Here is a 23434-nt window from a genome sequence, read left to right as displayed (position 1 = left end):
CGCAAAGATAATAAAAGGTTTCCTTAAAAGCCTTGATTTGGCTATATCGGCCACCCTTTTGCGGAACGGTTTTACCTCGTCGGCGTGATGGTATCCCCCTTCCTGTTTCGGATGTACGTTTCGGTCATGGTCACCGAACCATGGCCAAGCAGCCGCTGCGCCTGGCGCACGTCGCCGGCGAGATCTGCCTTGTCCGTTCCGGCCTTGGCCCGGAGGTCGCGCAGCTGGAACTGGGCAATCTCTTCGTCCAGTTCCGGGTGCTTCTCACGGGCCGCCAGGCGGGCATCACGAAACCAGCGGACCAGCGAGGATCGGGACAGCCGGCGGCCCCGTTCGTTGACCAGCAGATACGGCGATGAGTTGGGACGCCCCTCCTTCCAGATCAGCATCATTTCTATCACCACAAGCAGCTCGCCGATCACCAGCACGCGCAGCTTCTTACTTGTCTTGCTCTGCTGGAATATCAGTTCCTGCTTGCCGTCAGGACCAGTCACCAGGTGGCGCGCCAGCTCCCGAGTCACAACGTCGGTGGGCCGCTGGCCGGTCAGATACAGCAGCTGCATCAGGAACCGCAGCGGCTGGCAGGCCTCGTCATAGACGGCCTGGTACACCTCCCGCTCCACATAAACGTCGCGCCCCGTTTCGCTGGCGCCCTTCACTCCGGTGCAGGGATTTGGCTGGTTGGTGTAGCCCCACACCCGGGCCATGTTCCAAACGTGGCTGAACAGCGCCTTTTCCCTGTTGGCGGCCACCGGTACATCTTTGCGCCACTCCAGATACTGTTGGATGTGGACTGGCCAGATATCGTCCAACGGCGCCGGCGGGTTGCCGAAAAACTCCTGCAGCGTTTCCATCTGCCGGATGTTCTCATCCTGGGTTTTTTTCGCCTTGGTCGGCACCACTTCGGCCAGGTAGCGGGTGGCGGCGTCACAGAACGTCGGCCGGGCGTTGCGCGGCACTTTTTGCAGCTGCAGCTCCGCCCACTTCTTCACCGCCAGCGGGTAGTCGCTGCCCAGCGCCAGCTCGCGCCGGGGCCGCTCGCCGGTGTCCAGGTAGTAATAGACGCGATCGCCGCGGCGCCGCCGGCGCATGCCCTTGGGCAGGTTGAGATTGACTGTCGGTTTCCGTCCCATAGCCACCTCAACTCAACACGGCCGGCGTCCAGCCGCCGGCGGCCGGCTTGGGCTTGTCCGCCCTCACCTTCCCTTCCACCGCGGAACGCGGCACCACCGCCTCGCCCCGGGCGTTGACGTAGAAATGCAGCCCCATGCGCCGTAGCTCGGCCACCTGGGCCTTGCGGATCTTGCAGCCGGTCAGGACCGCCACGTCTTCCTTGCTGAGAAACACCTCTGACATATCAGGCCACCTCTTGATCTATTTTTCTGGGCTGGTCATACAATGCCTGCTCGCCTAGCAAGCGTGACAAATGCCATTGCAGCCTGGAGCGCCACAACTCCATTTCCGACGCAGCGAAGTTGATCGGATCGGGATTCGTCCACCACCACGGCCAGCCCATCAGCCAGCACGCGAATGCCGGATTCAGTCGCAGGGGCGAGGAAGGGGAACTGATTGATGATGTCGGCCCACTCTCTTGCATCCGGGCTTGGCGCGAAAAGTCCTGGACCGTATTCGTCAGCGTTGGGCCATTGCTGCGCTCTCGCTCGTCGTAGCCTGACCGATAGTCCCTGGCCGCCGGCGTAGGCCAGTTCTTGGTCATGCAGTGCAGCGTGAAGTGCGCCGACCTGGTCGTGCCGCATTGCTCCGAATCCGACGCCGTGGGCGTTGCCCATTGCTGAGCCTGGCCGGCCAGAAGGAGCTCGTGCTTTCTGCTGCCCCCGCGAGACTTCAGGCCGCCCTTGGGCGTTGCCGGCGTCTGCCACATCTCTACTGCTGTTTGAAGCCCATCTCCCGATGTTGCGCTGCTGCCAGCCCTGTTGTTGTTCCCATGGACTGTCGCGGTAGGCCAGAATGAAGACGCGCTCCCGCTGGTGGCCGGCGCCCACGTCTGAAGCTCGTATGCTGTCCCAGACTGCATGCATCCCGAGCGCGGCCAAGTCTTCGAGTACGGCATCCAGTCCCCCAGAAGATCGCAGCCCGGAGACGTTTTCCAGGAACGCGAATCCTGGTCCAGCCAGGCGAATGGATTCGACAATTTCGGGCCAGGTCCAGCGGTCGTCCTCGGTCCCTTCCCTGTTCCCTGCCATGCTGTGCGGCTGGCACGGGAAGCCCGCAATGATTCCGTCCAGGCATCCAGCCCAACGCTCCCATCTGACATCCTGCAGGTTTCCGGCCCAAACAGGCGCCGGCTCCAGGGCCTGGTCTTCCATCCGCGCCAGGAGGCCGGCCGCAGCGTAGGCGTCCCGCTCAACGTAACCCACAGTTCGGGCGCGGTATCCGAGATAGTCGAGGGCAGCATGGACGCCGATGTCGAGCATTCCGACGCCGGCGCAAAGGCCGACTGTATTGATCGTGGGATGAACCATGTCATGCAACCTCCCGCTTGATCTCCGGCGCCGCCGACAGTCCCAGCGCCTCCAGTTTGTTCAGACTGATGGCCGTCATATGGCCGATCCGCCGCCGGTCTATGGTCTTCTCCACGTCGTCCAGCATCTCGCCCTTCTTCACCGCCACCACGCCGCTGGCCAGCAGCTGGCTCTTGAAGATGCGGCCGGTCTTCACCGGCAGGCCATCGAACTTGGCGCGCAGATGATTGGCCGTGGAGAGGTGGTCCATGATGTGATTCGGCCGGATATAGAGCAGCACGTCCGGGTTACCGTCGTCGTCCTGCGCGTCCTCCCAGCAGAACGGATGCTCGAAACGGCGGGCGTCCAGCTCGGACAGGGCGATTTCCATGATCCGCACCCAGGGCAGCCGCGTGCCGTCGGTCTCGGACAAGTGGCTGTTCATCTCCGCCAGCAAGTCCTCCACAAAATGCCCCTGGGCGGCGTCGATCTCGGCGAACTCGCAGAGAAGATGCCAGGCGGCCAAGATCGCCGCGTAGTTCTCCATCATCCGGTTGCTGGTGGCGTCGGCGTCGCCGGCGCGGCTCTTGGCCTGGCAGAAGCGCAGCATGCTCTTGTGCAGGTCGCGGATGCGCGCCGGCTCCGTACTGGCCAAGAACTGCAGCCACGGCCAAACGGGAAACTGCGGCAGCTCATGCGGGATCATCGGCCCCTGCCGCTCTACCGTCAGCTTGGAGCGGCACACCTTGGACTGCAGGCTCTGGATGTCAACCTCCTCGCCGGCCAGCAGCACCGGCGCGCACATCAGGTACGGCGTCAGCGCGGCGCCGATCCGGGTGAACTCGAAGCGGTATGTGCTCTGCAGCAGGCCATCGATGTCGGTCAGGATGGACTTGGGCAGCTTGGAGAATTCATCCCAGCCCACTGGGTTGGTGGTGTAGGACACCGACGCGCGCCGGCGGTGGTCGGTCTTCAGCATCTGGCCAGACAGCACCTGAAACGAAAAGCTGCGCTGCATGCACTCCATCAGCTTGGACTTACCGGAGCCCTTGTCCGCCTGCATTTCAAAGTGCGGGTAGAAGCCCAGCAGCATCTTCAGGTGCGCCCCCAGCGCCCACACCATGGGAATGGCCGCAGCGTTGTGCTTGAACGTCTCCTGATAGGCGGCAATCACCTGCCGCGCAGCCTGCTTGCCGCCGCGGGGGAATGACAGGTTGTGATACAGGCATTGCCGGGCCGGCTCGGTGAAGTAGCAGTCATTCCCCTCCAGCGCCGCCAGCTCACCGCCGCGCCATGCCAGGCCGACGAAGTTGACAACATCGCGGGCGCCAATGTCGGCGGTGCGTTCCAGTATCGAAATCATTCGGGCGAACTCCTTGGGTTTCCAGATGTAGCCGAATCGGTTTCCCCACCAATCCAGTGAAAAAATCTTGTCGTCGGTGATCACCGCGCGCTGCAGCGTGTTGCCGTGGCGCGCCACCTGGGCGCTCACGCCAAACACCGTTTCCGGCTGGTTGTCCGGCGTGCCGTTGATGGTGGCCAGGTGGCTCTGGATGCGCAGGCGGGAAATGCCGGCGATGCGGAAGGCGCACAGGTCCCCCATCTCCTCGCGGCGGTGCTTCTTGCCGTCTTCCTCCTCGCTATCCTTGAATTCCTGCACGTACTGGGTGAAATCGTCGGTCTGCTTGAACCGCCAGTACACGTTCCAGTCCAGCGTTGGCAGCCACACCCGGCGCCGGCCGTGGGCTTCGTCGGCGCTGCAGGCCGGGTTGCCTGGGATCAGCCAGGGCTCGATGTTCTTCAGCCGCGCGCCAAGCTCTCCGGCGCCGCCGTCCTGCAGCACATCGTTGATGTCCTGGCCTTCTTCCCAGTCCAGCATGTTCACGAAACGGTTGGCGATATCCAGCGCGGTCAATCTCTCGTTCAACTTCCAAGCGGCGTCCAGCCCTGGGCGCTTGCCGGTTTTCTCGTTCACCTTGTCGGTGTGGTCCAGCGCAATCAGCACCTTCTTGCCGCGCAGGAACGAGAAATCGATGGTGTCCACGTTGGCCACACCGCGGACGGCGTAGGCGGCGACACCCTCCGGCCAGTAGCAGCTCTCCACCGACAGCGCGTTGATGGGTGATTCCACGATGTACACCGTATGCGCGCGCTTCAAGCGGTTCAGGTCGCTGTACCAGCCGTAGCCGGACTTCTCCCCCTGGCATTGGGTTTTCACGCCACCATTCAGCGCAGGGTCCTGGTAGCGGAAGTCCACCGCAACAACTCGGCCCGGGTTCAGCGTGCGGACGATGAAGGCCGCGGCCGCGCCGCCGTGGCCGGGATCGCCGGCCGGCACTTTATTGGACGTCCAGTTGTTCCAGCCGATGGCCTTGTTCTTCAGCGCGCGGGCTATCGCTTCTTCGGAGATGCCACGCCCCTGCAGGTATTCCATCACCGGGTCCGTTTCCTTCAGGCAGCGGTCGGCCAGCCATTCCTCTGTGCTCTTGCGCACCGGCGCCGCCGGCGCGTCCGGCGACGGCATCGGGATGCCGAACCAGTCGCCCAGCAGCTTGGCCGCCTCTATGGGTTCGCTGGCCATGCCCGCGTAAATCACCAGGTCGATGGTTGTTCCGCCTTTGCCCGCGGTGTGATCCTTCCAGCCTGGTCCGTAGCGGCCCTTGTCTGCGTCGTAGATCGACAGGCTGGGCTGCTTCTCCTTGCGCGCCGGGCTGAAATAGTTGCCCCGCCCGCCGTCGCGGCGCATGCCCAAACGCGCCGCCACCTCATGCAAATCCAGCTCTTTCAGGCGAGCGAACCACTCCGCCATGCGCGGATTCTGTGTTGCCATGGTGTTCTCGCTTAGTAGGAAGGTGTGGCGCCGGCCAGCGCCAGGTCGGCGGATATCGCCACCCGCACCCCGCAGTCGTGGGCGAACAGCACCGCGCGCAGCGCCGGCAGCGCGGCCATGCGCCAGCCGGTCACGGCCACGTTCGCCAGCCTGGCCACCACGTCGGTGAAATCCGGGTTATCCAGATCCACCTCAGCGCCGGCCGCGTCCGCATCAATCACCGCGCACGCCTCGTCCCACGGCACTGGGCACCCGTCCACAAGCCCCAGCAGCGAACCCTCCAGGGCATGCAGCGGAGCCACCGCCACCAGCCCAGGCTCCGCGGCGATCGCGTGGCCAAAGCTCCGGAACGCGCGCCGATCGGATGAAAACGGGAGAAGAGTCTTGATATTTGCCATTGCCACACCTGTTTGTTTCATGCGCCGATCAGATCCAGCTGCGCGGTTGCTTCGAACGCCGCCAGGAAATGCACAACAGACTGCTCGATCGACATTGGTTTGATACGCTCCGGCAGGGGAGCCACCCCGGCCAGAATCGGCCACTCCACGCCAGACTGCGGCATCAGGTCTCGCCGCTCCGTCGCCAGCAGCACCAGATCGGCGCGGCGGATCTCCGCCCTGTCCTCCTCGCTCAGCTGCAGGCGGAAACGGGCCTCGATCGCCGCGGCCACCAGCCCTTCCACATACTGGTAGCTCGGCAGCTGGCGCTTGAGCGGCGTCACCACGTCGCCGACATAGGCCTCTTGCGCGTCGTGGAGCAACCCGGCCAGCTTCAGCCGCGGCGGCAGGATCTCGGCGACCCGCACCGAATGCTCGGCCACGCTGTAGAACGGGCGGCAGGCGCCGCCGAAGCGGCAGATATGCGCCAGGTGGTGGGCGATGTCGTGGATCTCGATGTCGGCCGGCGACGGGTGCAGCAGATCCACGTAGCGGCCGGAAACGGTTTGGATGATGGATTGGGTCACGGAAAGTCCTTTCTTAGTAGGCGCTGACGTTGCCACAATTCGGGCAACCGCCATACCAGCCGTCAGCATTGACGAAACGCCCGCAAGTCACGCAGTTGTAGCGATCGGGGGCCGGCCGCTTCGGTTTGATCAGCTTGATGCCGGTGCCGCGCAGCGCGATCCCGATGGAGACGTTCTTCTGGCTGACCAACACGCGCGACTTGGACTTGATGTAGCCCATGGGAAGCGGCCGAAGACCATGCGCAACTAGTCCGCGTATATAGAACTCATCAAACACGGTAGCCCTGCGCAGATCGGCCGTTTTCCCATCCTCGCTCTTGAAAATCAGGTCATTGCCGTTGAACTCGCCGGGAAGTGCCGCGTAATACAGCGCCTCGCTCGCCGCGCAGATAGCAGCTTCAGCCAGATCGACATGTTGGTGATCAACACCGATATGCGCTTTCGCATTGATGTAGGCCAATGGCCACGGAATATCGGTTTCTCGCATGCGGTGCTGAACCAGCGCCTCGTCGCGGGTGTAGATCTGCAGCTTGGCCAGATCGGTGTAGTAGCCGTTTCCGCCAGTACCCCAGAACTGCAGGTTGTCACCGATGAGGCTGCGAGAGTCCTGAAGGTAGAAGTGTTGAGGCTGCATCACGGGCTCCCTACCTTTTTGCTATGCGCATCGCAGTCCGTGCAAACGTGCTCTAGCGTCAGCGGGTCGCCGGTATAGCCAGTGTTTTCGCACGCCAGGCATTGCGGTTCCGAATCTTCCTGCTTGTTCTCGCCCTCTCCCGGCCACCGCGTTTCCAGTCCGTACTTGGCGGAGGTCGCGTCGAACTTTTCACGCACCGCCCGTCCCAGGTCTATGCCCAGCGCCATGGCGATCAGGTCCGCGCAGATCACCACGTCGGCCAGCTCCGTCGCGGCATGAACCTTCGTGGCGCGTGATCCGACCATGCCGATTCGTTCGCGCTCCAGCTTCTTCAGCACATTGCAAAGCTCGCCGACTTCGCCGGCCAGCTCATTACCTCGGAACGCCAGGCTGACAGGCTCGTTTCCAACATCCCACTCTGCCTGTCGCTTTGAATTTGCAATGCGCAGGTTCGTGAACCCATCTCCTGACGAAACGGTATTCAGCGCCTGCTTCATCCACTCAACTTCCCGTTCCCTACGGTGGCTCAACAACCGCCACGCCTCGGCATCGCCTTTCAGAACCGCAATGTACTTATTGAGCTTCATTGGTCGTCCCCTTCTGGCCTGCCTCAGCGAGCAGCTTCAACTCGGCAGCGGCTGCCGCCGCCCAGCCTTCGCCATGCTGCTCGTACATGTTGAGCAGGAAGTGCTGCACGGCCGCCTGCTCCGCCTCCGCGCGGTTTTCGATTTCATCGCCGCGCAACCGCAACAGTTTGGCCATGTTGATGCACTCGAAGCACATCAGGCCCAGGATTCGCCTGGTGTGTTCGTTCAGCGGGGTCAGCTTGGATGTCTGCGGCACTACGCCGCCGTTCAGGTCCTCCACAATCTCCTCGGCGCTCATCGGCACACCGTCGCGCAGGATGGCCGCACCGCCGCCCATCACGATGCCCTGGCTGTATTCGGGTTTGTCCATGTCAGTTTTCTTTCTCGGAATTGGTCTCACGGAACGCGCAGCAATCCGGGCAGCCGCAGCTCTCGCGCGGCAGCCGCATCGCTTCGCACTCGTCCACCGGCGCCGCGGGGCGCGGCACCAGGTGGAAGTCGGCATAGTCCTGGTAGGTCATGCCGCAGGGGCCGGTTCCGGGATAGAGAGGCCCGCCTGCATCAGACTGGTGATCAGGCTGCCAACCTGCACCGTCGGCAGCCCTGGGCGCTGGGTGGCATTGCGGATGTGCTCAGGGATGAACTGCGCCAGCTCGGGGGCAACTTCCACAAACTTCTCTACCGTCTTCAGGCTGTGGAGAATTCCGCTCAACTGGGCCTGAAGCTCTTTTTTCTCCCGCACCAATGCTCTTTCAGCATCCAGCTGTTCCTTCACCATTGCAGCAACCTCGCTGCCAGTTCCAGAGGTGTTCAATTTCAAGTTGGGTGTGCTATAGCGGCCCATCGATGCCGGGAATTTCCTGATGCCTGGCAGGTTCATCTCGGAGCGGGATTGGTATGTACCATCGTCGCGCGGCTTTGCATTCAGCGGCATGTAGCACGTGCAACCGTCGATTAGGATATCGACCATGGAGTATTGGAGGAGCCACCCATCCGGCAGGCTCTTGGTTTTCTGGATAAAGCCTTCCGGCATGGCTGCCTCATAGGCCAGCTGGGCCAACCCAGCGTGCTTGCTCTTTAGCTCTTGCTCCCGCCTGTCAAAGGTGGACTTGAGGATGGCGTTGATGATGTCGCCGCGGTTCTGCTTGTTCAGGTTGATAGCCATGGAATTCTCCAAAATCGTTATGCGGGATGCTTGGTCGAGGCGTTCTCGGCAGCGCACTGGCACGTCCCCAGCAAGAAATAAGTAAGTGCGTTCGGCGCGCCCTTTGGCGTCACGGCATCGCGCGCTACCCAGTAAATGCCGCCGCGTTTCACCTTCACCCACAACGCGTTGCCCTGGATGCTCACCACCTCCCCCTCTTTCGCGCTGCAGCGGAACGAGTTGCGCCCGGTTTGCGTGGTGGTGGAAAAACTGACGAAATCGCCCACGCCAATCTTGCTCACGTCCGGCTGGCGGAACTTGCCGCAGTCGTCGCATCTGTAGTTGGTCTCGATCATTGCGCGGACTCCTCGATGCCGATGGACGCGCCGCGGATGCGGCCCAGCAGCTGGTTGGCGTCGCGGTCGAAGTCGCGGGCGCGCTGTTCCAGCTGGTTGGCGGCCAATTGGCGCTCCATCAGGTCGGATACCACCGGCTCGCCGGCCAGCAGCGCGCGCACAGCCGCGGCGTTCTCGGCGGTGATCAGGTCCAAGTCGATCTGGTGGACATGCACCACGTTCAGCAGCGTGCGCACCGGGCGCGGCATGTTGCGCTCGTTCTCATAGCGGCTGCCGCCGGACTGGGTCACGCCAATTCGGCTCCAGAACTCTTGTTGGTTCAGACCCAGCTTGCGACGGATTTCGCGGGGGGATTGGTTCAGTTGGTTTTTGCTCATGGTTCGGTCCTCGAATGGTTTGGAATCAGCTCAAAATCAGTTGGATGGCGGGCAGGTTGTCGTCCGCGTCGCCGGTCGGCGTCAGCAGCCAGCGAAAGGCCGATGTCTTCAACAGCGCCAGCTTGTGGCGTTCGCATATGCTGCTCAGTTGGGCGGCGTCCTCGATCGGCTGGCGCAGGCGGATGAACAAGCCGCAGGTGGGGTGATAGCTGGCCAGCGCCTGCAGCGGGGTCTCGCTGTTGATGTCAGCCGCCACCACGTCCACGCGATCGAACCAATGGTGTTGGCGGTCCAGCGCGGACAGCACGGCACGGAACGAATTGGTGTGGTGCTGAAGGGCCTGGGCGTAGAGTCTGCTCATCGCGCGCCTTCCCCTGCCGTGGCCCATAACGCGGCGGCCAGCTCATCCACCCGGCGGGCATCCGTGGACGTCATCACAAGATGGCGATCCGGCAGCTGGGGGAGCCCGCTCAGCGTCTCCTCCGCGATCAGCACCAGGATTTCAGGGGCCGCCCCGCTTCTCAGCAGGGCATTGAGCGTGGGGATGGCGTTATTGCCCAAGTCATCAGCGATCACGATGCGCTTGTTGTCTCGCTGGCCCAGCAGCCGCAGCTGCCTACCCACTTGGGTCTTGCCGCAACCTTTGGGGCCCGTCACCAGCCACAGAGCCGTGCCGGCTGGCAGTTCTTGCAATAGGGTTTTCATGTCAGTCCTTCCCTTGAAAACGGATGGCAATGCGCTCCTCGGCTGCGCGGCGGGCTGCCACCCGCTGGCGGTTCAGCGCCGCCAACTTCATGCGGCCGTTGGGATCGATGGCGCTGGCCAGCAGCGCGATCGGGCGGCGGTCGGTGTTGTCGGGCGTCCAGCAGCGGACATTGGCGTCGCGCATCACTCGCCCCTTCCGCGCTTGGTGTAGTCCATCACGTTCCAGTCCTTGGCCAGCTGCTCCCAAATCTGGCTGCCGTTTTGGAAGTGGTTGTGCACCTCGCATTCGGCCCAGGAGTCCATCCGCAGCACAGCCAGGCAGTCGTCAAACAGCTCCTGATCCAACGCTCGCAGGTCGGTAGGGTCGAGCTTGAAACGGGTGCCGTTATAGAGACTCAGCAGGAAACCAGCGACCACTCGGCTTTGCCCCGTGTGGTCCCTAGCTATATTCAGCAGACGGCGCAGTGCGGGTACACCGGCCTCACGGTCTGCCTGGCGGCGGGCGCCTTGCTCTTGAATTTGCGCCATGATCTGGCCCATGGACCTTTGAATCGGCTGATCCATCACCCTGCCCTCCTCTGGTAGCGGTTGCGCAGCTGGGCCCGCGTGGTGCGCTTGCCGCCGTTGCCGTCCAGTGCTTCCATCGCCTGCTCGATATCCTCCCGGCTGGGCGCCGTATAGATGGCCGTGCTGTTGAGGCTGGCGTGGCCAAGGGTTTTCTGGACGATCAGCAGCGGCTCCTTGGCCTCGCTGCTGCGCAAGATATCCATCGCCCGGGTATGGCGCATCCAGTGCGGCGACACCGTCAGCGTGATGCCCGCCTCCGTCGCCCAGTGGCGAAACCGCAGTTGCACCGCTCGCACCGTCAGCGCCTCGCCAAACCGGCCGGCGATCAGCGGATCGGCGCCGTTCTGCGACGGGTTCATGTTGAGCAGCGCCACCAGGTGCATGCGCAGAGGTGCGGTCAAAAACACGGAGTGATCTTGCTTGCCGCCCTTCCGGTTCTCCGCCGGGATGTAGAGGTATTTGGTTTTCAGCGCGTCCCAGGCATCGGCCAGGGACACGGCCAGGAACTCGCTGATGCGGCAGCCGCTGTAGTACAGCGCGCTCATCAGGTGGTAGTCCCGTTGGGCCAGGTCGTCGTTGGTTTTGTACGCAGCGCTGAACAGCTGATGCCGTTCCGCCGGCGTGAGATAGCGTTTCATCGTGTTCTCCTTGAATCGTCGTCAGGCTGTGGCGGGCATGACGATCAGGGCCAGGTCGGCGCCCACTTCTTCCGCGGCATCCACCACCACGTGGGTGGCGGTTACCGCCTGGATCCACAGCAGGAGGCGCTTGCCGCCTACCGTGAGCTGGATTTCCTCCCCGGGCATTACCGGCAGGCGCCGGCGGGGTTGCCCTACCGCCATGCTTTCCACTTCCAGGCCCTGCCCGGCGCGGTGAAAACTGATGGATGCGATGTCGGCGGGTCCGTAGATCACCGCGTCCTCGCCCAGGGCGATGCGGAACCGGCCGCTGCGGTTCTGGTAGCCGGGGGTAAAAAGTTGAATCAGGTTGCTGTTGTTCATGCCCGCTTGCTCCTCAACATGGCCAGCGCGATGCGTCTGATGCAGATCGCCAGCGCCGGGTTGTCCATTGCGGATTCGAACGATTGCCGTAGCCTGGCGCGCTGGTGCGCCACGCGCAGCGCCTGCTCGGTCAGCTCGCCAGAGCTGGGGTCGAGTGGGAGAGCGAGTTGCCGTCGCATGGCTTCACCACCAGGCTGCCGAACCGGTTGCGCAGCTCAACGATGGCGGCGATCCACTCCATCGTTTCCCGGTTGAACTCGTTGAACTCGTCCTGGGTGACGATGCCGTCGGCCAGGGCCTCATTCATGCAGCTGTGCACCTCGCCGCCTTCCGCGTGGACCTTGTTGACCAGGTCCAGCAGCGCGGAGTCGGACACGTTGCCCAGCGCCGGCAGCTGGTAACGCGCGCTGTCGAACATCCGGCACAGCGCGTCCAGCGGCGACAGGTCGCCGGTGAAGTGCAGCACCTGGATGAAATCGTCCAGCGTGGTTTTGTGGTGATGGGCGCCAGGCGCCAGTTTGTTGGTCAGCACGCCGGCGGAGACACGCATCAGGTCCGCCAGCTTGGTGATGCCAAAGGATTTGGCTGATAGATGCAGCGCGCCAAACACGTCAGCCGGAGCTGACGGCAGGGTTGCCGCCGTAGAAGTGTTCATTTGTATTAACTCCTGTTGGTTCCCACTTGTCGTGGGTCAAACAGGTGCCGATACTGCAGTTGCCACACCGTAGTAACAGCACCACCCGATCGCACCTCACCTAGCCCGTGAGGTGCGTTCACTTTTTGTGGAACAGCACCTGCTCCACTTTCACGCGCAACAGAACCGCCAATTTTTTGGCGAGCGCCGGGGACGCGTTGTCTATGCCTCGTTCCAGGTTGCTGATATGCGCCTGGCTGCAGCCGATGGCCTCCGCCACGCCCTTCTGCGTCAACTTCAGCTCCTTTCGTCTTGTTGCCAGGTCCATGTCGCCATGCTCATCAGGTATCGATGCCTGCAATATAGGTATCGCCTATATTCATTGTCAATAGCCGATTCCTGTTTTTTAAAAATAGGGATCGCCTTTACACTTCGCTTATGGAAGAAAATGCGAAGTTGGCGATTGGCCGCCGCATCCGCGAGGTGCGCAAATACAGGGGCCAAACCCAGCCATGGGTTGCCGAACGAATGGGGATCGCGCAGGCCAGCGTATCGGACTGGGAGCGTGGCAAAACCTCGCCCACCGTGGCCAATATCTCCACGTACTGCCGCCTGTTCGATGTCAATTTCGAGTACATCGCAACAGGTCGCGGTCCGATGGAAGGGCCCAATCATGCCCCGCCACCTGGTTTCCATCTGGCGGAGCCGGAGCCGCTGCGCTACTCAAATCCGATCGAAGCCGACGAACAAGAACTGTTGCAGATCTACCGCTCGCTGACGAAAGCCCGGCGGCGCGCAATGCTTCAATTCATACGAGACTGGAGTGGAAAGAAATGATCCGATTGGCTATCCTCTCGGCCCTTTTCCTCGCCCTGCCGGTCGCCGCGGCGCCGCGGGACGACGCCCGCGCGCTGCTGAACTGGCTGCACGCCGCCCGCGACGACATCAACCGGGACGGGAAGGCAAAGGACAAGGTGGCGCTGCAGCGCTGGCGGCGCGAGGCGCAGCAGAAGCTGGCCGCGTGGCCGGACAACGAGGCCCACGCGGATTACGCGAACTGCCGCACCGCGCTGGTGGACATGGCGGAATTCCTGGACGCCTATCAGCGCAAGGACTACGCCTGGAGAGACCGGAAGGGCAAACACTTCCGGCAAGACCTGGCCGACTGCGAGCGAGCAGTGGCAGGCAAATGGTAAAGGTGCTGGTTAGCTGGATCATCACATTGTGTCCTTTGTTATGCCAGCTAATTTAGTCCTCCGTTTACATACACGGCAATCGCACAACTGACATCAAAACCAATACAGATAACCAGCACAGCCATTAAATCTGTACTGATATTGGGCTGATGTTGAACAGCCGCCGGACCAGATCAATTCTGTTCCGCGCAGAGTGCAAACCCCTGATTTTATTGAGCCGGTCACGCACCGTCCGCACCGACACCCCCACCTCGCCGGCTATTTCCTCGTCCGTCATGCCGTTTAGTACGTGCTGCAGGATATGACAATCACGTTTATCTAATCCCGACAGATCCGGTTGCTGATAGATCAGCCGCAGCGCCACATCAATCACCGCGGGAGACAGGGCCTCAATCAGCTGTTGAGCCAGCTGGTCTTGCTCCACTTCAACACCGGCGAATGACAGCACCAGCCTCACGTCTCCGCGCTGCTCCACCCAGCTGACGCCGTTCAGCATGTTGTTGTTGGCCGCGGCCTGAATGAATTTCCGTCGTAGCGGGTCGCTGCTGACAGAGAGCAGCCGGGACCAGAACAGCAGCTTGCCCTGCGGCCCATTCCACACCGGGTCCCGCTCATGCGCGCCGCTGCGTGCGTAACCGGTCATCCACTGCTCGGACCAGCCTACATTTGCCAGCGCGAACATCGCCCCGCCACGCTGGGCGGCGAGGACTGCGCGCGTGCCGCCGGGCAATAGCTGGTTCCAGGCGGCGACAAACTGCCGCAGCCCTTCCATGTCATCCACCCTCACCAGGGCTTCCAGAAGCGCAAGCAAGTTTTCGGTGAGGCGTCGTATTTGTGAGATCAGCATGGCATTTCATCGTGGGTCTTAATTCCGTTCTAGTTAAAACTACGTATAAAAAAACCCGCTGGGGAGCGGGTTCTCGTTAAAAATTCCTGCGGCATCAGGCCGGAGCGCTAGGCCAGTCGATTTGCGTTGGGAATTTGGCCTGCTGCGGCACGCGCGACAACAGGACTCGGTAGCGCCGCCAGGCCGTCAGCAGCGCAGTCTCCGCGGTGGTGGCGATGCCGAGATCCACCGCGTCCTGCAGCGGAACAACAGCCGCGTCTGCCTGAGAGCGCCTGACGGCAACCTCGGCCTCGGCGCTGGCCTTCTGCGCCGCTTGCAGCGCGGCAGCGTCTACCACCCAGCCACGGCCATTCCAGACACCGAACTGTGGCGGCTCCAACTCCGTGGCCCCCAGGCTCGCCGGCGTGTCGCCCAGCGCAGCAGCAACCGGTCGCGCGGTAGCCGTGTTCCACAAGGGCACCCCCCGCCAGTCTGGCAGCACGCACCAATCGCCCGCCGCACAGTGGCGCGGTACAGAACCATCACCGGCGCGAAATGTTGCTGCAAGCCGAGCGCCTGTAGTCGGAGGTGCATCTACAGAAGCCCATGCAGGAATCAAGTAGACCTCCCCCTCGTCCAATGGCGAACGCTGGGCCGTGGTTTCGCCGGCATACTCGCCTGTTTCAGAGCTATAGCAATACACAGTTTTCTGGGTAATTTCAGTCATTGTCACGTCCATTCATCAGAATTTGATGCAGGCGAGTAATGCAACGTTTCGGGGACGGGTTTCCGTGCCGCTACCAGAATTTACTCCCGTAACGAGCGGAGCCTGGTTTGCAGATGCAACCGGACCGGCATATGACCAGCAGCTCCCGCTAGAACCAGGAATTGCTAAAGTTCCACCGTCCTGCGGGCGTTTTATCGTGTGATCATGAGGTCCAACAATGTCCGACTGGTTGCTACCTAATGTTCGTCCGGTGTCAACCAAGCGGCCATAGTCCCAGCCACGCACGAACTCGCCGCGGAGGTCGGGCAAGTTGAATGTTGTTGAGCCATCTCCAGCACCGTATATGGTGCCGATAGTGGCGAACAATGCCGCATACGTTGTCCGAGATACCGGCGCGCCGTTGGCACGCAACCAGCCCGCCGGCTCAGCAGGCCCCGCGAAATAGCCAACAAGTCCAGGCGGTGCTGCCGCCACCGCCGCCGCCACGGTGGCTTTACCAGCTAGAGCATTCGCCATCGTTGTAGCAAAATTGGGGTCATCGTTCACTGCATCGCCCAGTTTCCCCAGCGTGTTGAGATTGGCTGGCACTGTCCCGCTCAACGCAGCGACGGCAGCCTGCACAAATGCATGGCTGGCAGGTTGTGGATCACTCGCGCCAAGAGGGCTGTTCGGCAGAATCATCCCATCAGGGCCGAACCGGCCCGCCTCCACACCATTGCAGGCAATGCCGATGAACCCATCCGCGATGTGCCAAAAACCCGTATCGCCAGAACCATCGAGAGCGAATGTGATGCCTGGCGCCTTGACCGTCCCTTCGGGCACGGTGATTCGTCGGGTAAATGTGGGGTTATCCAGCGGAGCCACCGACAACAACGCGTTTTGCAGATCCGCCTTGCTGGCAGCGTCGGTGATCCCGTATCCCGCTAGGGTGGTCGGGCGGCTGGCTGTGTTACCCCACGCGATGGCGCGGATCGCCTGCAAGAGCTGGATATTCTGGTCCGGTTTCAGCGCAAACCCAGCACCTTCCACCACGCTGGCCATCTCTTCCTGCCAGCTGTCGAACAGCTCATATCCCGGCGTCGTCGCCGGTTGCCCGGTTTGCGGATTGCCCGGGCCAAACCCATGTTTGCCCGGACCGAATTTGTCCCGCACCGGATTGCGGTTGTCACCTACTCGTCTCATTGGCCTGCTCCTCCATATGCAATCAAAACCGTGCTGACGGCCGGCGCCTCGCGCCGGATCACGCACTCGATCATCGTGTCGCCCCAGGTGCGAAGGGGCTCCTCGGCGCCGGACTCTGTCGTTGCCTCCACCACCCGCGTGCCGGCTGGCAGGTTCAGCGCCCAGGTATGCCGCCAGCCGATGTCCTGCAGCGGCTCCTCGCAGCTCAATTCGCAGTGGTGGTACCGGAACCGGGTGATGGTGGCGCCGGGATAGCCCAGCCGCGCCGCGAGCTGCAGGAAGCGCGGCACGCGCGTGCCGCCGGCGTCGGTGAGTTTGGCGACCACCGCCTGCTGGCGCGCTAGCAGCGTCTGCTCGCCCACCGTGCACGCGTCCGGCAGGCCCAGGGATGCCTCCCATTCCGGCAGCAGCGCTACCGCGCGGCGCGGGTCGGACTCCTGCAGCAGCAGCTGGGCGCGGGCGTCTGTGTCGGCCAGCTTGGCGGCCAGCGCCGCCAGCAGTGCGGCCAGTTCGCTGCCTTCCTCCGCCATCAGCGCCAGGCCGGGCGGCAGTAACGCCATTAGCTGCTGCTGGTAGTGGGCCGCGGTCATTGCCATGTGATTTTCCCCATCACCACCAACTCGCCAACACCGCACGCCACGTCCGCCGCCGGCGCCAGCAGCTGGTGGTCGTACTCGCCCGGCGCGCCCGAGATCTGTTCTGTGAAGTGGCTGCGGGGAATGGTGACGGGCGTGGTGGTGCCGCTGCGCACCGGCGCGCCCTCGCTGGCCAGCAATGCAGCTAGCGCATCCGTCACTGCCTGGCGGATGGCTGGCGTGTCTGGCGTCAGCCGGATGCGGAAATCAATCGGCCGGCGGATGGGCGCCAGCGCGTAGATCTCGCTGAACGGCGTGCCGGTCTGCTCCAGGTGGGCTTGCACCGCCGCCACCTCGGCGGCGTCCGGGATCAGGTCCGGGTCGCCGTCGCGGACGAAGTAGACGCCGATCGAGCCCGCGCCCAGCAGCTTAGGCGCCGCCCAGGCGCGCGTTACGCCTGGCACTTCTCGCGCCCACAGCTCCCAGTCCTGGGCCCGCCCCACCTGGCCGCTGTTGTAGCGCGCCTCCATCACCCGGGCGCGCAGCTCGTCGATGGACTCCAGATCCCCGCCGCCGGACAGGCCCGGCGCCAATACCTCCAGCTCGCCGCTGATGCCCGGCACCGGGTTGACCAGCCGCAGGCGCGCCCCGGGCTCGGTATTGCCGGCCGCGCCAGGCTGAACGCAGATCAGCCGCACCGTGGCGGCAGCCGGGCCGGCATCCGGCAGCGTCACGCCATCCACCACGGCGAACAGCGCGCCATCCGCCCGCGCCAGCTGCTCGCCGGCAGGCAGCGGGGCCTTGTTGGCGCCCGTGACGCGCGCGCTGCCGCTGGCGGCGGCCGGCGGCTTCCGCCCATCCGGCAGCCAGATGGCGGCGTGGACGGAGACCAGCACGTCCTCGTCGCACTCCATCGGGTGGATCTGCCGGGCAATCCAATCCTGATGTCCATAGAGCCCGTGCACCGCGCCGGCCAGGGCACGCGCCAGCGGGGTGAACAGGTTGCGCCGCAACGGATCGCTGGCTGTCTGCAACGTCAGTTCCGCCTCCACGCGGCGGGCAATCTCGGCTAGGGGTTGGCGGGGAATCATGTGCGTACCTCAAGATTGATGGCGCTGCCGTCCAAGGTGATGGTCAGCAGCAGGTTTTCGTCGCCTGCGGCGCGGGCGGACACGTCCAGGCTGCGCGCCACGCCGTCGTCCACCATCCACTGCAGCGCCTCCCGGGCGTAGTGCGCGGCGTCGCGCAGGGTCTGCGGCGTGTTCTTGGCGCGCTGCGCCAGCAGCCACAGCCGGCTGCCCCAGCGGTCATACGGCACGCCGGCCAGCACGTCGCCCCACCAGCCCCGTGGGTCGGTCTGCCGGTCGTCCGGCAGCGCGCGGGCATCGCAGAACAGCGACAGCACGATGGCGCTGTCGATCGGATCGGCAAACAGCGCCAGCGGCAGCGGCGCGGACAGGTCGATTACCAGGCGGCGGCTCATACCGGCAGGCCTGACAGGTCGCCGCCCTTCAGCACGCCGCCGTGGGCGTGGCTGTGCAGGGTGATGCCGTTGGACGTGAAGCCGCCGCCGCTGTGGGTGAGGCTGCCGCTGAAGAGGCCGGCGCCGGTGCCGTTGATGCCCGCCTTGTATGTGAATAACCCGCCCACCGTCACCGCCTGGCTGAACGTGGCCAATGGCGTGGCCACATCCATTCCTTCGCTGGCGTTGACGATGAAGCGCTTGCACGTCAGCGTGGCGTTGCCCTGGTCGTCAAACAGGAACAGCACGCCGGCGGCGTTGTAGGTGGCGCTCTCGCCCGCCTTCAGCCCCTTGGGCCGGTGTTCCTCGTTGTCCACGGCCACCGCCACCAGGTGGTCGCGGCAGCCGCCCACCGCCACCATCACCGGCACGCTGCCGGCCGGCGGGTGGCTGGTGGCGCCGAAGTTCTGCGCCCTCTCCACTTCATCGCGGGTTTCGCCGTCCAGCGCGGAGATCTGCAGCAGCTGCAGGCCGCCGGCGTCGTTCACCAGGTTGACGATGCCCCGCGCCACCATCAGCCGCATTTTTTGCCACGCGTTCATAGGCTCCCCCAGTCGTCATCGTCGGATTTTTTCTTCTTGCCGTGCTTGTCGCCCTTGCCGCTTGCCAAGCCGTGCTTGCTGGTGCCGTGCGAGCCCAGCTTTGCCGTGCGCACGCCGGACAGCAGGTCAAACGCGCGCGGATCGGCGATCTCCAGGTCACACACCGTGCCGTCGTTGGCGTTTTTCAGGTAGGTGACGCTGACAATCAGCGCCTCAGCGCGGATGCGCAGCCGCGGGGCGTTCACCGTCACCCGCAGCCCGGGCGCCCACAGCGGCCCGGCGTCGCCGGCTTGCCGCCAGCTCTGCACCCGGATGTTGGCGCGGTTGGCGCGCCCGCGGCGCACCGTGCATTCCCATGCCGCGCGTTCGGCGGCGCTGGGGCCGTGAGCGTTGTCCTCCGCCAGCACGATCAGCGGCCGGTGGCGGTTGACGCTCGCGTCCTTGGCGCTGCCCTTCACCGCGTGCTGGGCGTGTCCCCTGGCCTGGCCCTTGACGATGTATTCGCTGTAGCGCTCGCGCCAGCTGAACCGGCCGTCTGCGCGCAGGATGTTGTCGCCCTCGTTGAGCGAGGTCTGGGCGTGGTCGGTGCCGGGCAGATCTATCACCAGCCGGCCGCGGCCGTCGGTCCACATCATCAGCGCCTGCTGGCGCGCCGCCCGCTCCAGGCAGTCGAACACCGTTTCCCCCTCCTCGATGTTGAACGATGGAATGGCCTGATTCGCCGTGCCGGCGCGCCCGCCCACCACCACCTCCACGCCAAACGGCGCCAGCAGGTCGCCGGCGATGCGGGCCATGCTGGCCCCCTTCCACTGGCCGGTTTTGTGGATGGCGCTGCTGTCTACCAGATCCGCCGTTTTGTCCCGGCCGGAGACGTGAAACCAGGTGTTGGACGCGTCATAGCCTGGGTTGCACTCGTCCACATAGCCAGTCACCACGGGCTCGCCGTCTATGGTCAGCACCGCGCGCTGGCCGGGCACGATCGGCCGCGGCTCGTCCTGGCCGGGCCAGCGCTCCGTCACCTGCAGCGAAAACTGGCCGGCCAGCTGCTCCAGCCCGCGCTGGATCTCGATATCTGTCCAGCCGCCGAAAATCTGCCCGCCCACCCGCAGCTCGCACACGTCAGCCATGGCGCAGCACCTCCAACCGCCCGGCCGGCACAAATCCAGGATGGCGCACGCCGTTGCGCGCCACCAGATCCGCAGCTACCTCCACGCCGCCGGTGGCCTGGTAGGCCACCACCAGCGCCGGCAGCGTGGCGTGGGTGGTGAGGATGTCCAGCTCCGCCACCGTCGGCGCCCGCGCCGCCAGGCTGCGCGCCACGGCCTGGCGCAGCGCCTGCATGGCCGGATACAGCGTGTCCGGCGCCGCCTGCAGCTCCACGTTCAGCGCGTCCAGGATCACCTCCCGCGCCTGCTGCAGCTCAGCTTTGCTCTCAAACTGCGCGCGTGGAATGGAACGGGCCGCCTCGATCACCAGCACCCTGCGCACGTAGTCGGTAAGAGACGGCGGCATCAGCGGCAGGGTCTGCGCCTGGCCGGACTGAGCCGCTCCGCGGCTGCCGGTCGGCACGCCGCTGCCGCCCTGCTGGCTGGCAATGCGCTGGGCAGCGGCCACCGCCCAGGCTGGACGGGAACTGGCCGCTCGCGGCGCATCGGCGGGACGCCGGCCGCAGTTGGGCTCCAGCGTCTGGTAGGGGTGTAGCACGTCGCCGCGCAACAGCTTGCGCCAGCTGGACAGTCCGGAAAACGGATTGCGCAGCCGGCCGATCAGCGACTGAATGCGGCCCTGGATGCGCCCCACCAGCGCCAACGGCGCGTTGATGATGCGCTGAACGGCGTTGATGATGCGGTCCACCGCTGCCAGCGCCTGGTCCAGCGGGGCCAGATAACTCTCCAGCGCGGCGCAGGTCTGCTCCACCACAGCCGCGGCCTCTTCGGCCAGCCCGGCAATATCTTCCAGCCAATTGCCGGTCAGCTCGTCCGCGCTGGCGGCCAGGGCCTCGTCCGCCGCCTCGTCCAGCTGGGCGTCGGTATCGTCCGCGGCGTTCGGCTCCAGGTTCTGGCCAGCCTCAACAAACACCATTTCCACTTCGGTGACGCCGCCGATGAAATCCGGATCGCGCACCGTCGCCTTGGCCTGCAGCTGGCACAGCAGCCTGCCGTGGTAGGGGTGGTCCAGCTCGCCAGGCCCCGGGGCCTCCAGGTCGTCCAACAGCAGCTGCAGGTCCTGCTTGGCCGTGGGGCCGATGAACAGCGCGGTGACGCGATACACCCGCGCGGCGCGGCCCAGATCCTCGCCGTAGGGGATGTCCCGGTACGGGTATTCGTGCAGCACGTTGCGCCGGCCCACCTCCGCGCCGGCGCTCTTGAAATAGAACGGCCGGCCGCGCCAGCTGCCATAGATCGGGTCGGGTTTGGCCTCCATTAGTTAGCCTCCTGCATGGTGCGGCCTACCTGGAATTTCATGCGGCTACTAGACGGCGTGGCGTGAACGGTTGTAGTGGTCCCTGGTGCGGTTTCAACCTGGATTTTCACCGTCCCGCCCAGGTCGGCCTGTTTGATTTTTTCCGACAACGCTATCGCCCGCTTGGCGTCCTCTTCGCCATAGCGCTGTAGAACCTTGTTGAGGCGGTTTGTTACGTCAGCATCTGAAGCCTGGCGCACCTGGGCCGCTTTGGCGGCCTGCTTGGCCTCTTGAGCTGCCTTGGCTGTTTGCGCATAGGAGGACGCCGGGAATGGCGACGGGGCCTTTTTGCCTTCGGAAACTTCTCTCGCTGTTTTAACTGCGGGAGATTCAGCGACAGGCCCGCCTCCGTTCTGCTCCTGGATCCTGCGGTTTATCTCGATCGCCGTTTTCGCCTCTACGTTGCCAAACAGCGCGAGCACGTGGGCGATCCCGCCGCCGATTTTGTCAACGATCCAGTCTCCCGCGCTGGTCCCCTCTGACAATTTGTAAGCCCCCGTTCCGACTCCATAGCCGGCGGCCCCAGATGCCAGAACGCCGGCGGCAGTCGTCGCCCAAGCGCTGGCGCCCAGTGCCAGGAACTCTTTCAACGGCAGACCCATTGCCAGCGCAGCGCCTGCCCGCCAGCTTGCCGCCCCGGCAGCGCCGGCGGCGGCACCGCCAGCAGCGCCACCAGGGAGGCCTGGAACGGGAGGAACTGCACCGCCTGGCAGACCACCAGATGGCATATTGACCACGTACACCGGCGTCACGCCGGCAGCTTCCTGCAACGCCTTGCCAGTCGCCACCCCGGCAGCGGTGCCGCCCAGCTTTCCAGCGATCCCTCCGATCAGTTTGCCGCCATATCGCGCGGCCAATGCGGTGCCAGCAACCACGCCCACCCCGCCCAGCAGCATGTCCTTGCCGTCCAGCTCCAGCCCGCCGTTTTTCTTTTTGTCCATTGCCCAGCGGATAGACATTTGCAGGGTGTCGTTGATGGGCCTGACGAAACCGTCGGCAGCCTCTCGCAGCGAGGCCTTCAGCCTGCCGGTCTGGTCCACCGCGTTACTGATAGCTTCCGGCAGCTCGCGCTTCAGCGTGCCAGACGCATTGCGGATGCTGTTGTCGAAATCCTTGACGTTGGCCAGCGACTGTCCGGACAGCAAGATTTTCAAGCCCTTGATGGTGTCCAGGTCGGCCTTGCCAAATGCCTTTTGCAGCCACAGCGCGCGTTCCTTGTCCGTCTTCAGCTTCTGGAATCTGACGCGCAGATCCTCCAGCACCGCCACAGCATCACGTCGGCTTCCGTCGGCGTTGAAAAACTTGATCTTGGTCGCCTTGGCCGCCTCTTTGGCGTAATTCATGTTGTTGAACAGGCGCAGCGTAGACTCAGCCAAAGTTGCCAATCGTTCTGGCTGACGCTCAATCAGCGACAGACCTTCAATGAACGCCAGGGTTTTGGTGAATCCCATTCCTGCTGATGCCGCGCTTGGTCCCACTCGGCCGAAAATATCCGACAGGTTCTCAAGCTCGGCATTACCCTTGCGACCCGCCACCGTCATCTGGTCCAGCAGCTCCAGGGCTTTTCCCTCTTTGGAAAGGTCAAAGTGGAACGCCACACTTGCAACCCCCAGCGCGCTGGTCAATTTGTCGGCATTGGCGCCGCTGACTGCCATGGCGATGTTGGTCGCCTCGATTTCCTGCCGCGCCTCTTTCCAGCCTTGCCCCATCTGGATCAGGTTGTTGAAGCCCTGCTTGAGATCATCTACGCCTCGGCCCGTATCTGTCCCCATGGCGAAAAGGTCTCGCCGCAGTTGTTCCATTTCCGTGTAGGTTGCGCCCGCCGTCAGCTTGATGTTGGTCAGGCTCTTGTCGAGCCCGGCCGAGTCCATTCCCATTTTCAAGGCCGTCAGCCCGCCTGTGAGGGTGAGAATCTGGCCGTGGAGCCCGCCAAACATCGCCTTCGCTTCCGTCAGCTCTTTGCGAACTGCCGCCGAGAACTTCGCGGTTTCACGGATCCCTACGCCCAGCCCTGCCGCGTAGCGGGCGGCGTCGGCCATGATGCGGACGGTCAAAGGCAGTTCGTTATTCATCGTCGGTCTCGGCGGCTTCGATCAGGGTGTCGCGGTAGTAGACAAATTCCGGCACTGGCAGGCGCAAA

At 63.9% G+C, this 23434-nt stretch carries 33 protein-coding genes; 2 read left to right on the top strand and 31 right to left on the bottom strand.

From position 1 onward, the window contains the following. Positions 1–71: 71 nt before the first annotated feature. The 21 genes from ACY3GB_RS01570 to ACY3GB_RS01470 form a co-directional block, all read right to left on the bottom strand. Positions 72–1133, bottom strand: coding sequence for a tyrosine-type recombinase/integrase (locus ACY3GB_RS01570; protein ID WP_463087165.1), 1062 nt, complete (start codon positions 1131–1133; stop codon positions 72–74). Between the two features lie 7 nt (positions 1134–1140). Further along, positions 1141–1356: a DUF4224 domain-containing protein gene (locus ACY3GB_RS01565; protein ID WP_463087164.1), complete on the bottom strand. Its 216-nt coding sequence runs from the start codon at positions 1354–1356 to the stop codon at positions 1141–1143. A gap of 35 nt (positions 1357–1391) precedes the next feature. Beyond that, a complete protein-coding gene (locus ACY3GB_RS01560; RefSeq protein WP_463087163.1) occupies positions 1392–2483 on the bottom strand; it encodes a DNA cytosine methyltransferase in 1092 nt (363 codons plus the stop codon). Between the two features lies 1 nt (position 2484). Continuing rightward, positions 2485–5292 carry a toprim domain-containing protein gene (locus tag ACY3GB_RS01555; protein ID WP_463087162.1) on the bottom strand — a complete coding sequence of 936 codons (2808 nt, stop codon included), beginning with the start codon at positions 5290–5292 and terminating at the stop codon, positions 2485–2487. 11 nt (positions 5293–5303) lie between these two features. After that, positions 5304–5594: a hypothetical protein gene (locus ACY3GB_RS01550; protein WP_463087161.1), complete on the bottom strand. Its 291-nt coding sequence runs from the start codon at positions 5592–5594 to the stop codon at positions 5304–5306. A gap of 113 nt (positions 5595–5707) precedes the next feature. Then, positions 5708–6256: a phosphohydrolase gene (locus tag ACY3GB_RS01545; RefSeq protein ID WP_463087160.1), complete on the bottom strand. Its 549-nt coding sequence runs from the start codon at positions 6254–6256 to the stop codon at positions 5708–5710. A gap of 13 nt (positions 6257–6269) precedes the next feature. Continuing rightward, positions 6270–6890, bottom strand: coding sequence for a hypothetical protein (locus tag ACY3GB_RS01540; protein ID WP_463087159.1), 621 nt, complete (start codon positions 6888–6890; stop codon positions 6270–6272). After that, positions 6890–7477 (bottom strand): hypothetical protein, encoded by a 588-nt coding sequence (locus tag ACY3GB_RS01535; protein ID WP_463087158.1) that lies wholly within the window; start codon positions 7475–7477, stop codon positions 6890–6892. Before ACY3GB_RS01535 ends, ACY3GB_RS01540 begins: the two co-directional genes overlap by 1 nt. Next, complete coding sequence (locus ACY3GB_RS01530) at positions 7464–7847, bottom strand: hypothetical protein (RefSeq protein WP_463087157.1); 384 nt, start codon at positions 7845–7847, stop codon at positions 7464–7466. The genes ACY3GB_RS01535 and ACY3GB_RS01530 overlap by 14 nt, the downstream gene beginning before the upstream one ends. A 1-nt stretch (position 7848) precedes the next feature. Beyond that, entirely contained in the window at positions 7849–7998 is a 150-nt protein-coding gene (locus ACY3GB_RS01525) for a hypothetical protein (RefSeq protein ID WP_463087156.1), read from the bottom strand. Beyond that, positions 7995–8642, bottom strand: coding sequence for an Nmad5 family putative nucleotide modification protein (locus ACY3GB_RS01520; protein ID WP_463087155.1), 648 nt, complete (start codon positions 8640–8642; stop codon positions 7995–7997). Before ACY3GB_RS01520 ends, ACY3GB_RS01525 begins: the two co-directional genes overlap by 4 nt. A 17-nt stretch (positions 8643–8659) precedes the next feature. Continuing rightward, on the bottom strand, positions 8660–8977 hold the full coding sequence (locus tag ACY3GB_RS01515) for a hypothetical protein (protein ID WP_463087154.1): 318 nt from the start codon (positions 8975–8977) through the stop codon (positions 8660–8662). Beyond that, positions 8974–9354 (bottom strand): helix-turn-helix domain-containing protein, encoded by a 381-nt coding sequence (locus ACY3GB_RS01510; RefSeq protein WP_463087153.1) that lies wholly within the window; start codon positions 9352–9354, stop codon positions 8974–8976. The genes ACY3GB_RS01515 and ACY3GB_RS01510 overlap by 4 nt, the downstream gene beginning before the upstream one ends. A 25-nt stretch (positions 9355–9379) precedes the next feature. Next, the gene (locus ACY3GB_RS01505; RefSeq protein WP_463087152.1) at positions 9380–9715 is read right to left on the bottom strand and encodes a hypothetical protein; all 336 of its coding nucleotides are present in this window, start codon (positions 9713–9715) and stop codon (positions 9380–9382) included. Continuing rightward, the gene (locus ACY3GB_RS01500; RefSeq protein WP_463087151.1) at positions 9712–10059 is read right to left on the bottom strand and encodes a hypothetical protein; all 348 of its coding nucleotides are present in this window, start codon (positions 10057–10059) and stop codon (positions 9712–9714) included. Before ACY3GB_RS01500 ends, ACY3GB_RS01505 begins: the two co-directional genes overlap by 4 nt. A gap of 1 nt (position 10060) precedes the next feature. Then, on the bottom strand, positions 10061–10243 hold the full coding sequence (locus ACY3GB_RS01495; RefSeq protein WP_463087150.1) for a hypothetical protein: 183 nt from the start codon (positions 10241–10243) through the stop codon (positions 10061–10063). Next, entirely contained in the window at positions 10243–10623 is a 381-nt protein-coding gene (locus ACY3GB_RS01490; protein ID WP_463087149.1) for a DUF7673 family protein, read from the bottom strand. The genes ACY3GB_RS01495 and ACY3GB_RS01490 overlap by 1 nt, the downstream gene beginning before the upstream one ends. Beyond that, positions 10623–11264, bottom strand: coding sequence for a tyrosine-type recombinase/integrase (locus tag ACY3GB_RS01485; protein WP_463087148.1), 642 nt, complete (start codon positions 11262–11264; stop codon positions 10623–10625). Before ACY3GB_RS01485 ends, ACY3GB_RS01490 begins: the two co-directional genes overlap by 1 nt. 21 nt (positions 11265–11285) lie before the next feature. Next, positions 11286–11627, bottom strand: a complete 342-nt coding sequence (locus ACY3GB_RS01480; RefSeq protein ID WP_463087147.1) for a hypothetical protein — start codon at positions 11625–11627, stop codon at positions 11286–11288. A 130-nt stretch (positions 11628–11757) separates the two neighbouring features. Next, the gene (locus tag ACY3GB_RS01475) at positions 11758–12282 is read right to left on the bottom strand and encodes a phage regulatory CII family protein (protein ID WP_463087146.1); all 525 of its coding nucleotides are present in this window, start codon (positions 12280–12282) and stop codon (positions 11758–11760) included. 118 nt (positions 12283–12400) lie between these two features. Continuing rightward, positions 12401–12589, bottom strand: a complete 189-nt coding sequence (locus ACY3GB_RS01470) for a helix-turn-helix transcriptional regulator (protein WP_463087145.1) — start codon at positions 12587–12589, stop codon at positions 12401–12403. 110 nt (positions 12590–12699) lie between these two features. Here ACY3GB_RS01470 and ACY3GB_RS01465 point away from each other — a divergent pair, with 110 nt between their 5' ends. Together ACY3GB_RS01465 and ACY3GB_RS01460 are read left to right on the top strand one after the other, a co-directional pair. Then, complete coding sequence (locus ACY3GB_RS01465; protein WP_463087144.1) at positions 12700–13098, top strand: helix-turn-helix domain-containing protein; 399 nt, start codon at positions 12700–12702, stop codon at positions 13096–13098. Beyond that, positions 13095–13457, top strand: a complete 363-nt coding sequence (locus tag ACY3GB_RS01460) for a hypothetical protein (protein ID WP_463087143.1) — start codon at positions 13095–13097, stop codon at positions 13455–13457. Before ACY3GB_RS01465 ends, ACY3GB_RS01460 begins: the two co-directional genes overlap by 4 nt. 124 nt (positions 13458–13581) lie before the next feature. Here the strand turns inward: ACY3GB_RS01460 and ACY3GB_RS01455 are convergent, their stop codons facing one another. The 10 genes from ACY3GB_RS01455 to ACY3GB_RS01410 form a co-directional block, all read right to left on the bottom strand. Further along, entirely contained in the window at positions 13582–14304 is a 723-nt protein-coding gene (locus tag ACY3GB_RS01455) for a response regulator transcription factor (protein WP_463087142.1), read from the bottom strand. Between the two features lie 94 nt (positions 14305–14398). Then, positions 14399–15010 (bottom strand): tail fiber assembly protein, encoded by a 612-nt coding sequence (locus ACY3GB_RS01450; protein WP_463087141.1) that lies wholly within the window; start codon positions 15008–15010, stop codon positions 14399–14401. Between the two features lie 15 nt (positions 15011–15025). Then, positions 15026–16192 carry a tail fiber protein gene (locus ACY3GB_RS01445; protein ID WP_463087140.1) on the bottom strand — a complete coding sequence of 389 codons (1167 nt, stop codon included), beginning with the start codon at positions 16190–16192 and terminating at the stop codon, positions 15026–15028. Continuing rightward, positions 16189–16788 (bottom strand): YmfQ family protein, encoded by a 600-nt coding sequence (locus ACY3GB_RS01440; protein ID WP_463087139.1) that lies wholly within the window; start codon positions 16786–16788, stop codon positions 16189–16191. The genes ACY3GB_RS01445 and ACY3GB_RS01440 overlap by 4 nt, the downstream gene beginning before the upstream one ends. Next, on the bottom strand, positions 16779–17858 hold the full coding sequence (locus tag ACY3GB_RS01435) for a baseplate J/gp47 family protein (protein WP_463087138.1): 1080 nt from the start codon (positions 17856–17858) through the stop codon (positions 16779–16781). Before ACY3GB_RS01435 ends, ACY3GB_RS01440 begins: the two co-directional genes overlap by 10 nt. Then, entirely contained in the window at positions 17855–18250 is a 396-nt protein-coding gene (locus ACY3GB_RS01430) for a phage GP46 family protein (protein ID WP_463087137.1), read from the bottom strand. The genes ACY3GB_RS01435 and ACY3GB_RS01430 overlap by 4 nt, the downstream gene beginning before the upstream one ends. Next, entirely contained in the window at positions 18247–18831 is a 585-nt protein-coding gene (locus ACY3GB_RS01425) for a phage baseplate assembly protein V (RefSeq protein WP_463087136.1), read from the bottom strand. The genes ACY3GB_RS01430 and ACY3GB_RS01425 overlap by 4 nt, the downstream gene beginning before the upstream one ends. Next, complete coding sequence (locus tag ACY3GB_RS01420; RefSeq protein ID WP_463087135.1) at positions 18828–19958, bottom strand: phage baseplate assembly protein; 1131 nt, start codon at positions 19956–19958, stop codon at positions 18828–18830. The genes ACY3GB_RS01425 and ACY3GB_RS01420 overlap by 4 nt, the downstream gene beginning before the upstream one ends. Continuing rightward, entirely contained in the window at positions 19951–21255 is a 1305-nt protein-coding gene (locus ACY3GB_RS01415; RefSeq protein ID WP_463087134.1) for a DNA circularization protein, read from the bottom strand. Before ACY3GB_RS01415 ends, ACY3GB_RS01420 begins: the two co-directional genes overlap by 8 nt. Beyond that, on the bottom strand, positions 21255–23366 hold the full coding sequence (locus ACY3GB_RS01410; protein ID WP_463087133.1) for a phage tail tape measure protein: 2112 nt from the start codon (positions 23364–23366) through the stop codon (positions 21255–21257). The genes ACY3GB_RS01415 and ACY3GB_RS01410 overlap by 1 nt, the downstream gene beginning before the upstream one ends. Positions 23367–23434 lie beyond the last annotated feature (68 nt).

Source organism: Chromobacterium sp. Ag138 (genome assembly GCF_055181315.1).
This window is presented reverse-complemented; position numbering and strand designations above follow the sequence as displayed.

Bases quoted from the DNA above. Each gene is read 5' to 3' on its own strand.
- ACY3GB_RS01570 (WP_463087165.1), bottom strand. From the start codon at position 1,133: ATGGGACGGAAACCGACAGTCAATCTCAACCTGCCCAAGGGCATGCGC.
- ACY3GB_RS01565 (WP_463087164.1), bottom strand. From the start codon at position 1,356: ATGTCAGAGGTGTTTCTCAGCAAGGAAGACGTGGCGGTCCTGACCGGC.
- ACY3GB_RS01560 (WP_463087163.1), bottom strand. From the start codon at position 2,483: ATGGTTCATCCCACGATCAATACAGTCGGCCTTTGCGCCGGCGTCGGA.
- ACY3GB_RS01555 (WP_463087162.1), bottom strand. From the start codon at position 5,292: ATGGCAACACAGAATCCGCGCATGGCGGAGTGGTTCGCTCGCCTGAAA.
- ACY3GB_RS01540 (WP_463087159.1), bottom strand. From the start codon at position 6,890: ATGCAGCCTCAACACTTCTACCTTCAGGACTCTCGCAGCCTCATCGGT.
- ACY3GB_RS01535 (WP_463087158.1), bottom strand. From the start codon at position 7,477: ATGAAGCTCAATAAGTACATTGCGGTTCTGAAAGGCGATGCCGAGGCG.
- ACY3GB_RS01530 (WP_463087157.1), bottom strand. From the start codon at position 7,847: ATGGACAAACCCGAATACAGCCAGGGCATCGTGATGGGCGGCGGTGCG.
- ACY3GB_RS01525 (WP_463087156.1), bottom strand. From the start codon at position 7,998: ATGACCTACCAGGACTATGCCGACTTCCACCTGGTGCCGCGCCCCGCG.
- ACY3GB_RS01520 (WP_463087155.1), bottom strand. From the start codon at position 8,642: ATGGCTATCAACCTGAACAAGCAGAACCGCGGCGACATCATCAACGCC.
- ACY3GB_RS01515 (WP_463087154.1), bottom strand. From the start codon at position 8,977: ATGATCGAGACCAACTACAGATGCGACGACTGCGGCAAGTTCCGCCAG.
- ACY3GB_RS01510 (WP_463087153.1), bottom strand. From the start codon at position 9,354: ATGAGCAAAAACCAACTGAACCAATCCCCCCGCGAAATCCGTCGCAAG.
- ACY3GB_RS01505 (WP_463087152.1), bottom strand. From the start codon at position 9,715: ATGAGCAGACTCTACGCCCAGGCCCTTCAGCACCACACCAATTCGTTC.
- ACY3GB_RS01500 (WP_463087151.1), bottom strand. From the start codon at position 10,059: ATGAAAACCCTATTGCAAGAACTGCCAGCCGGCACGGCTCTGTGGCTG.
- ACY3GB_RS01495 (WP_463087150.1), bottom strand. From the start codon at position 10,243: ATGCGCGACGCCAATGTCCGCTGCTGGACGCCCGACAACACCGACCGC.
- ACY3GB_RS01490 (WP_463087149.1), bottom strand. From the start codon at position 10,623: ATGGATCAGCCGATTCAAAGGTCCATGGGCCAGATCATGGCGCAAATT.
- ACY3GB_RS01485 (WP_463087148.1), bottom strand. From the start codon at position 11,264: ATGAAACGCTATCTCACGCCGGCGGAACGGCATCAGCTGTTCAGCGCT.
- ACY3GB_RS01480 (WP_463087147.1), bottom strand. From the start codon at position 11,627: ATGAACAACAGCAACCTGATTCAACTTTTTACCCCCGGCTACCAGAAC.
- ACY3GB_RS01475 (WP_463087146.1), bottom strand. From the start codon at position 12,282: ATGAACACTTCTACGGCGGCAACCCTGCCGTCAGCTCCGGCTGACGTG.
- ACY3GB_RS01470 (WP_463087145.1), bottom strand. From the start codon at position 12,589: ATGGACCTGGCAACAAGACGAAAGGAGCTGAAGTTGACGCAGAAGGGC.
- ACY3GB_RS01465 (WP_463087144.1), top strand. From the start codon at position 12,700: ATGGAAGAAAATGCGAAGTTGGCGATTGGCCGCCGCATCCGCGAGGTG.
- ACY3GB_RS01460 (WP_463087143.1), top strand. From the start codon at position 13,095: ATGATCCGATTGGCTATCCTCTCGGCCCTTTTCCTCGCCCTGCCGGTC.
- ACY3GB_RS01455 (WP_463087142.1), bottom strand. From the start codon at position 14,304: ATGCTGATCTCACAAATACGACGCCTCACCGAAAACTTGCTTGCGCTT.
- ACY3GB_RS01450 (WP_463087141.1), bottom strand. From the start codon at position 15,010: ATGACTGAAATTACCCAGAAAACTGTGTATTGCTATAGCTCTGAAACA.
- ACY3GB_RS01445 (WP_463087140.1), bottom strand. From the start codon at position 16,192: ATGAGACGAGTAGGTGACAACCGCAATCCGGTGCGGGACAAATTCGGT.
- ACY3GB_RS01440 (WP_463087139.1), bottom strand. From the start codon at position 16,788: ATGGCAATGACCGCGGCCCACTACCAGCAGCAGCTAATGGCGTTACTG.
- ACY3GB_RS01435 (WP_463087138.1), bottom strand. From the start codon at position 17,858: ATGATTCCCCGCCAACCCCTAGCCGAGATTGCCCGCCGCGTGGAGGCG.
- ACY3GB_RS01430 (WP_463087137.1), bottom strand. From the start codon at position 18,250: ATGAGCCGCCGCCTGGTAATCGACCTGTCCGCGCCGCTGCCGCTGGCG.
- ACY3GB_RS01425 (WP_463087136.1), bottom strand. From the start codon at position 18,831: ATGAACGCGTGGCAAAAAATGCGGCTGATGGTGGCGCGGGGCATCGTC.
- ACY3GB_RS01420 (WP_463087135.1), bottom strand. From the start codon at position 19,958: ATGGCTGACGTGTGCGAGCTGCGGGTGGGCGGGCAGATTTTCGGCGGC.
- ACY3GB_RS01415 (WP_463087134.1), bottom strand. From the start codon at position 21,255: ATGGAGGCCAAACCCGACCCGATCTATGGCAGCTGGCGCGGCCGGCCG.
- ACY3GB_RS01410 (WP_463087133.1), bottom strand. From the start codon at position 23,366: ATGAATAACGAACTGCCTTTGACCGTCCGCATCATGGCCGACGCCGCC.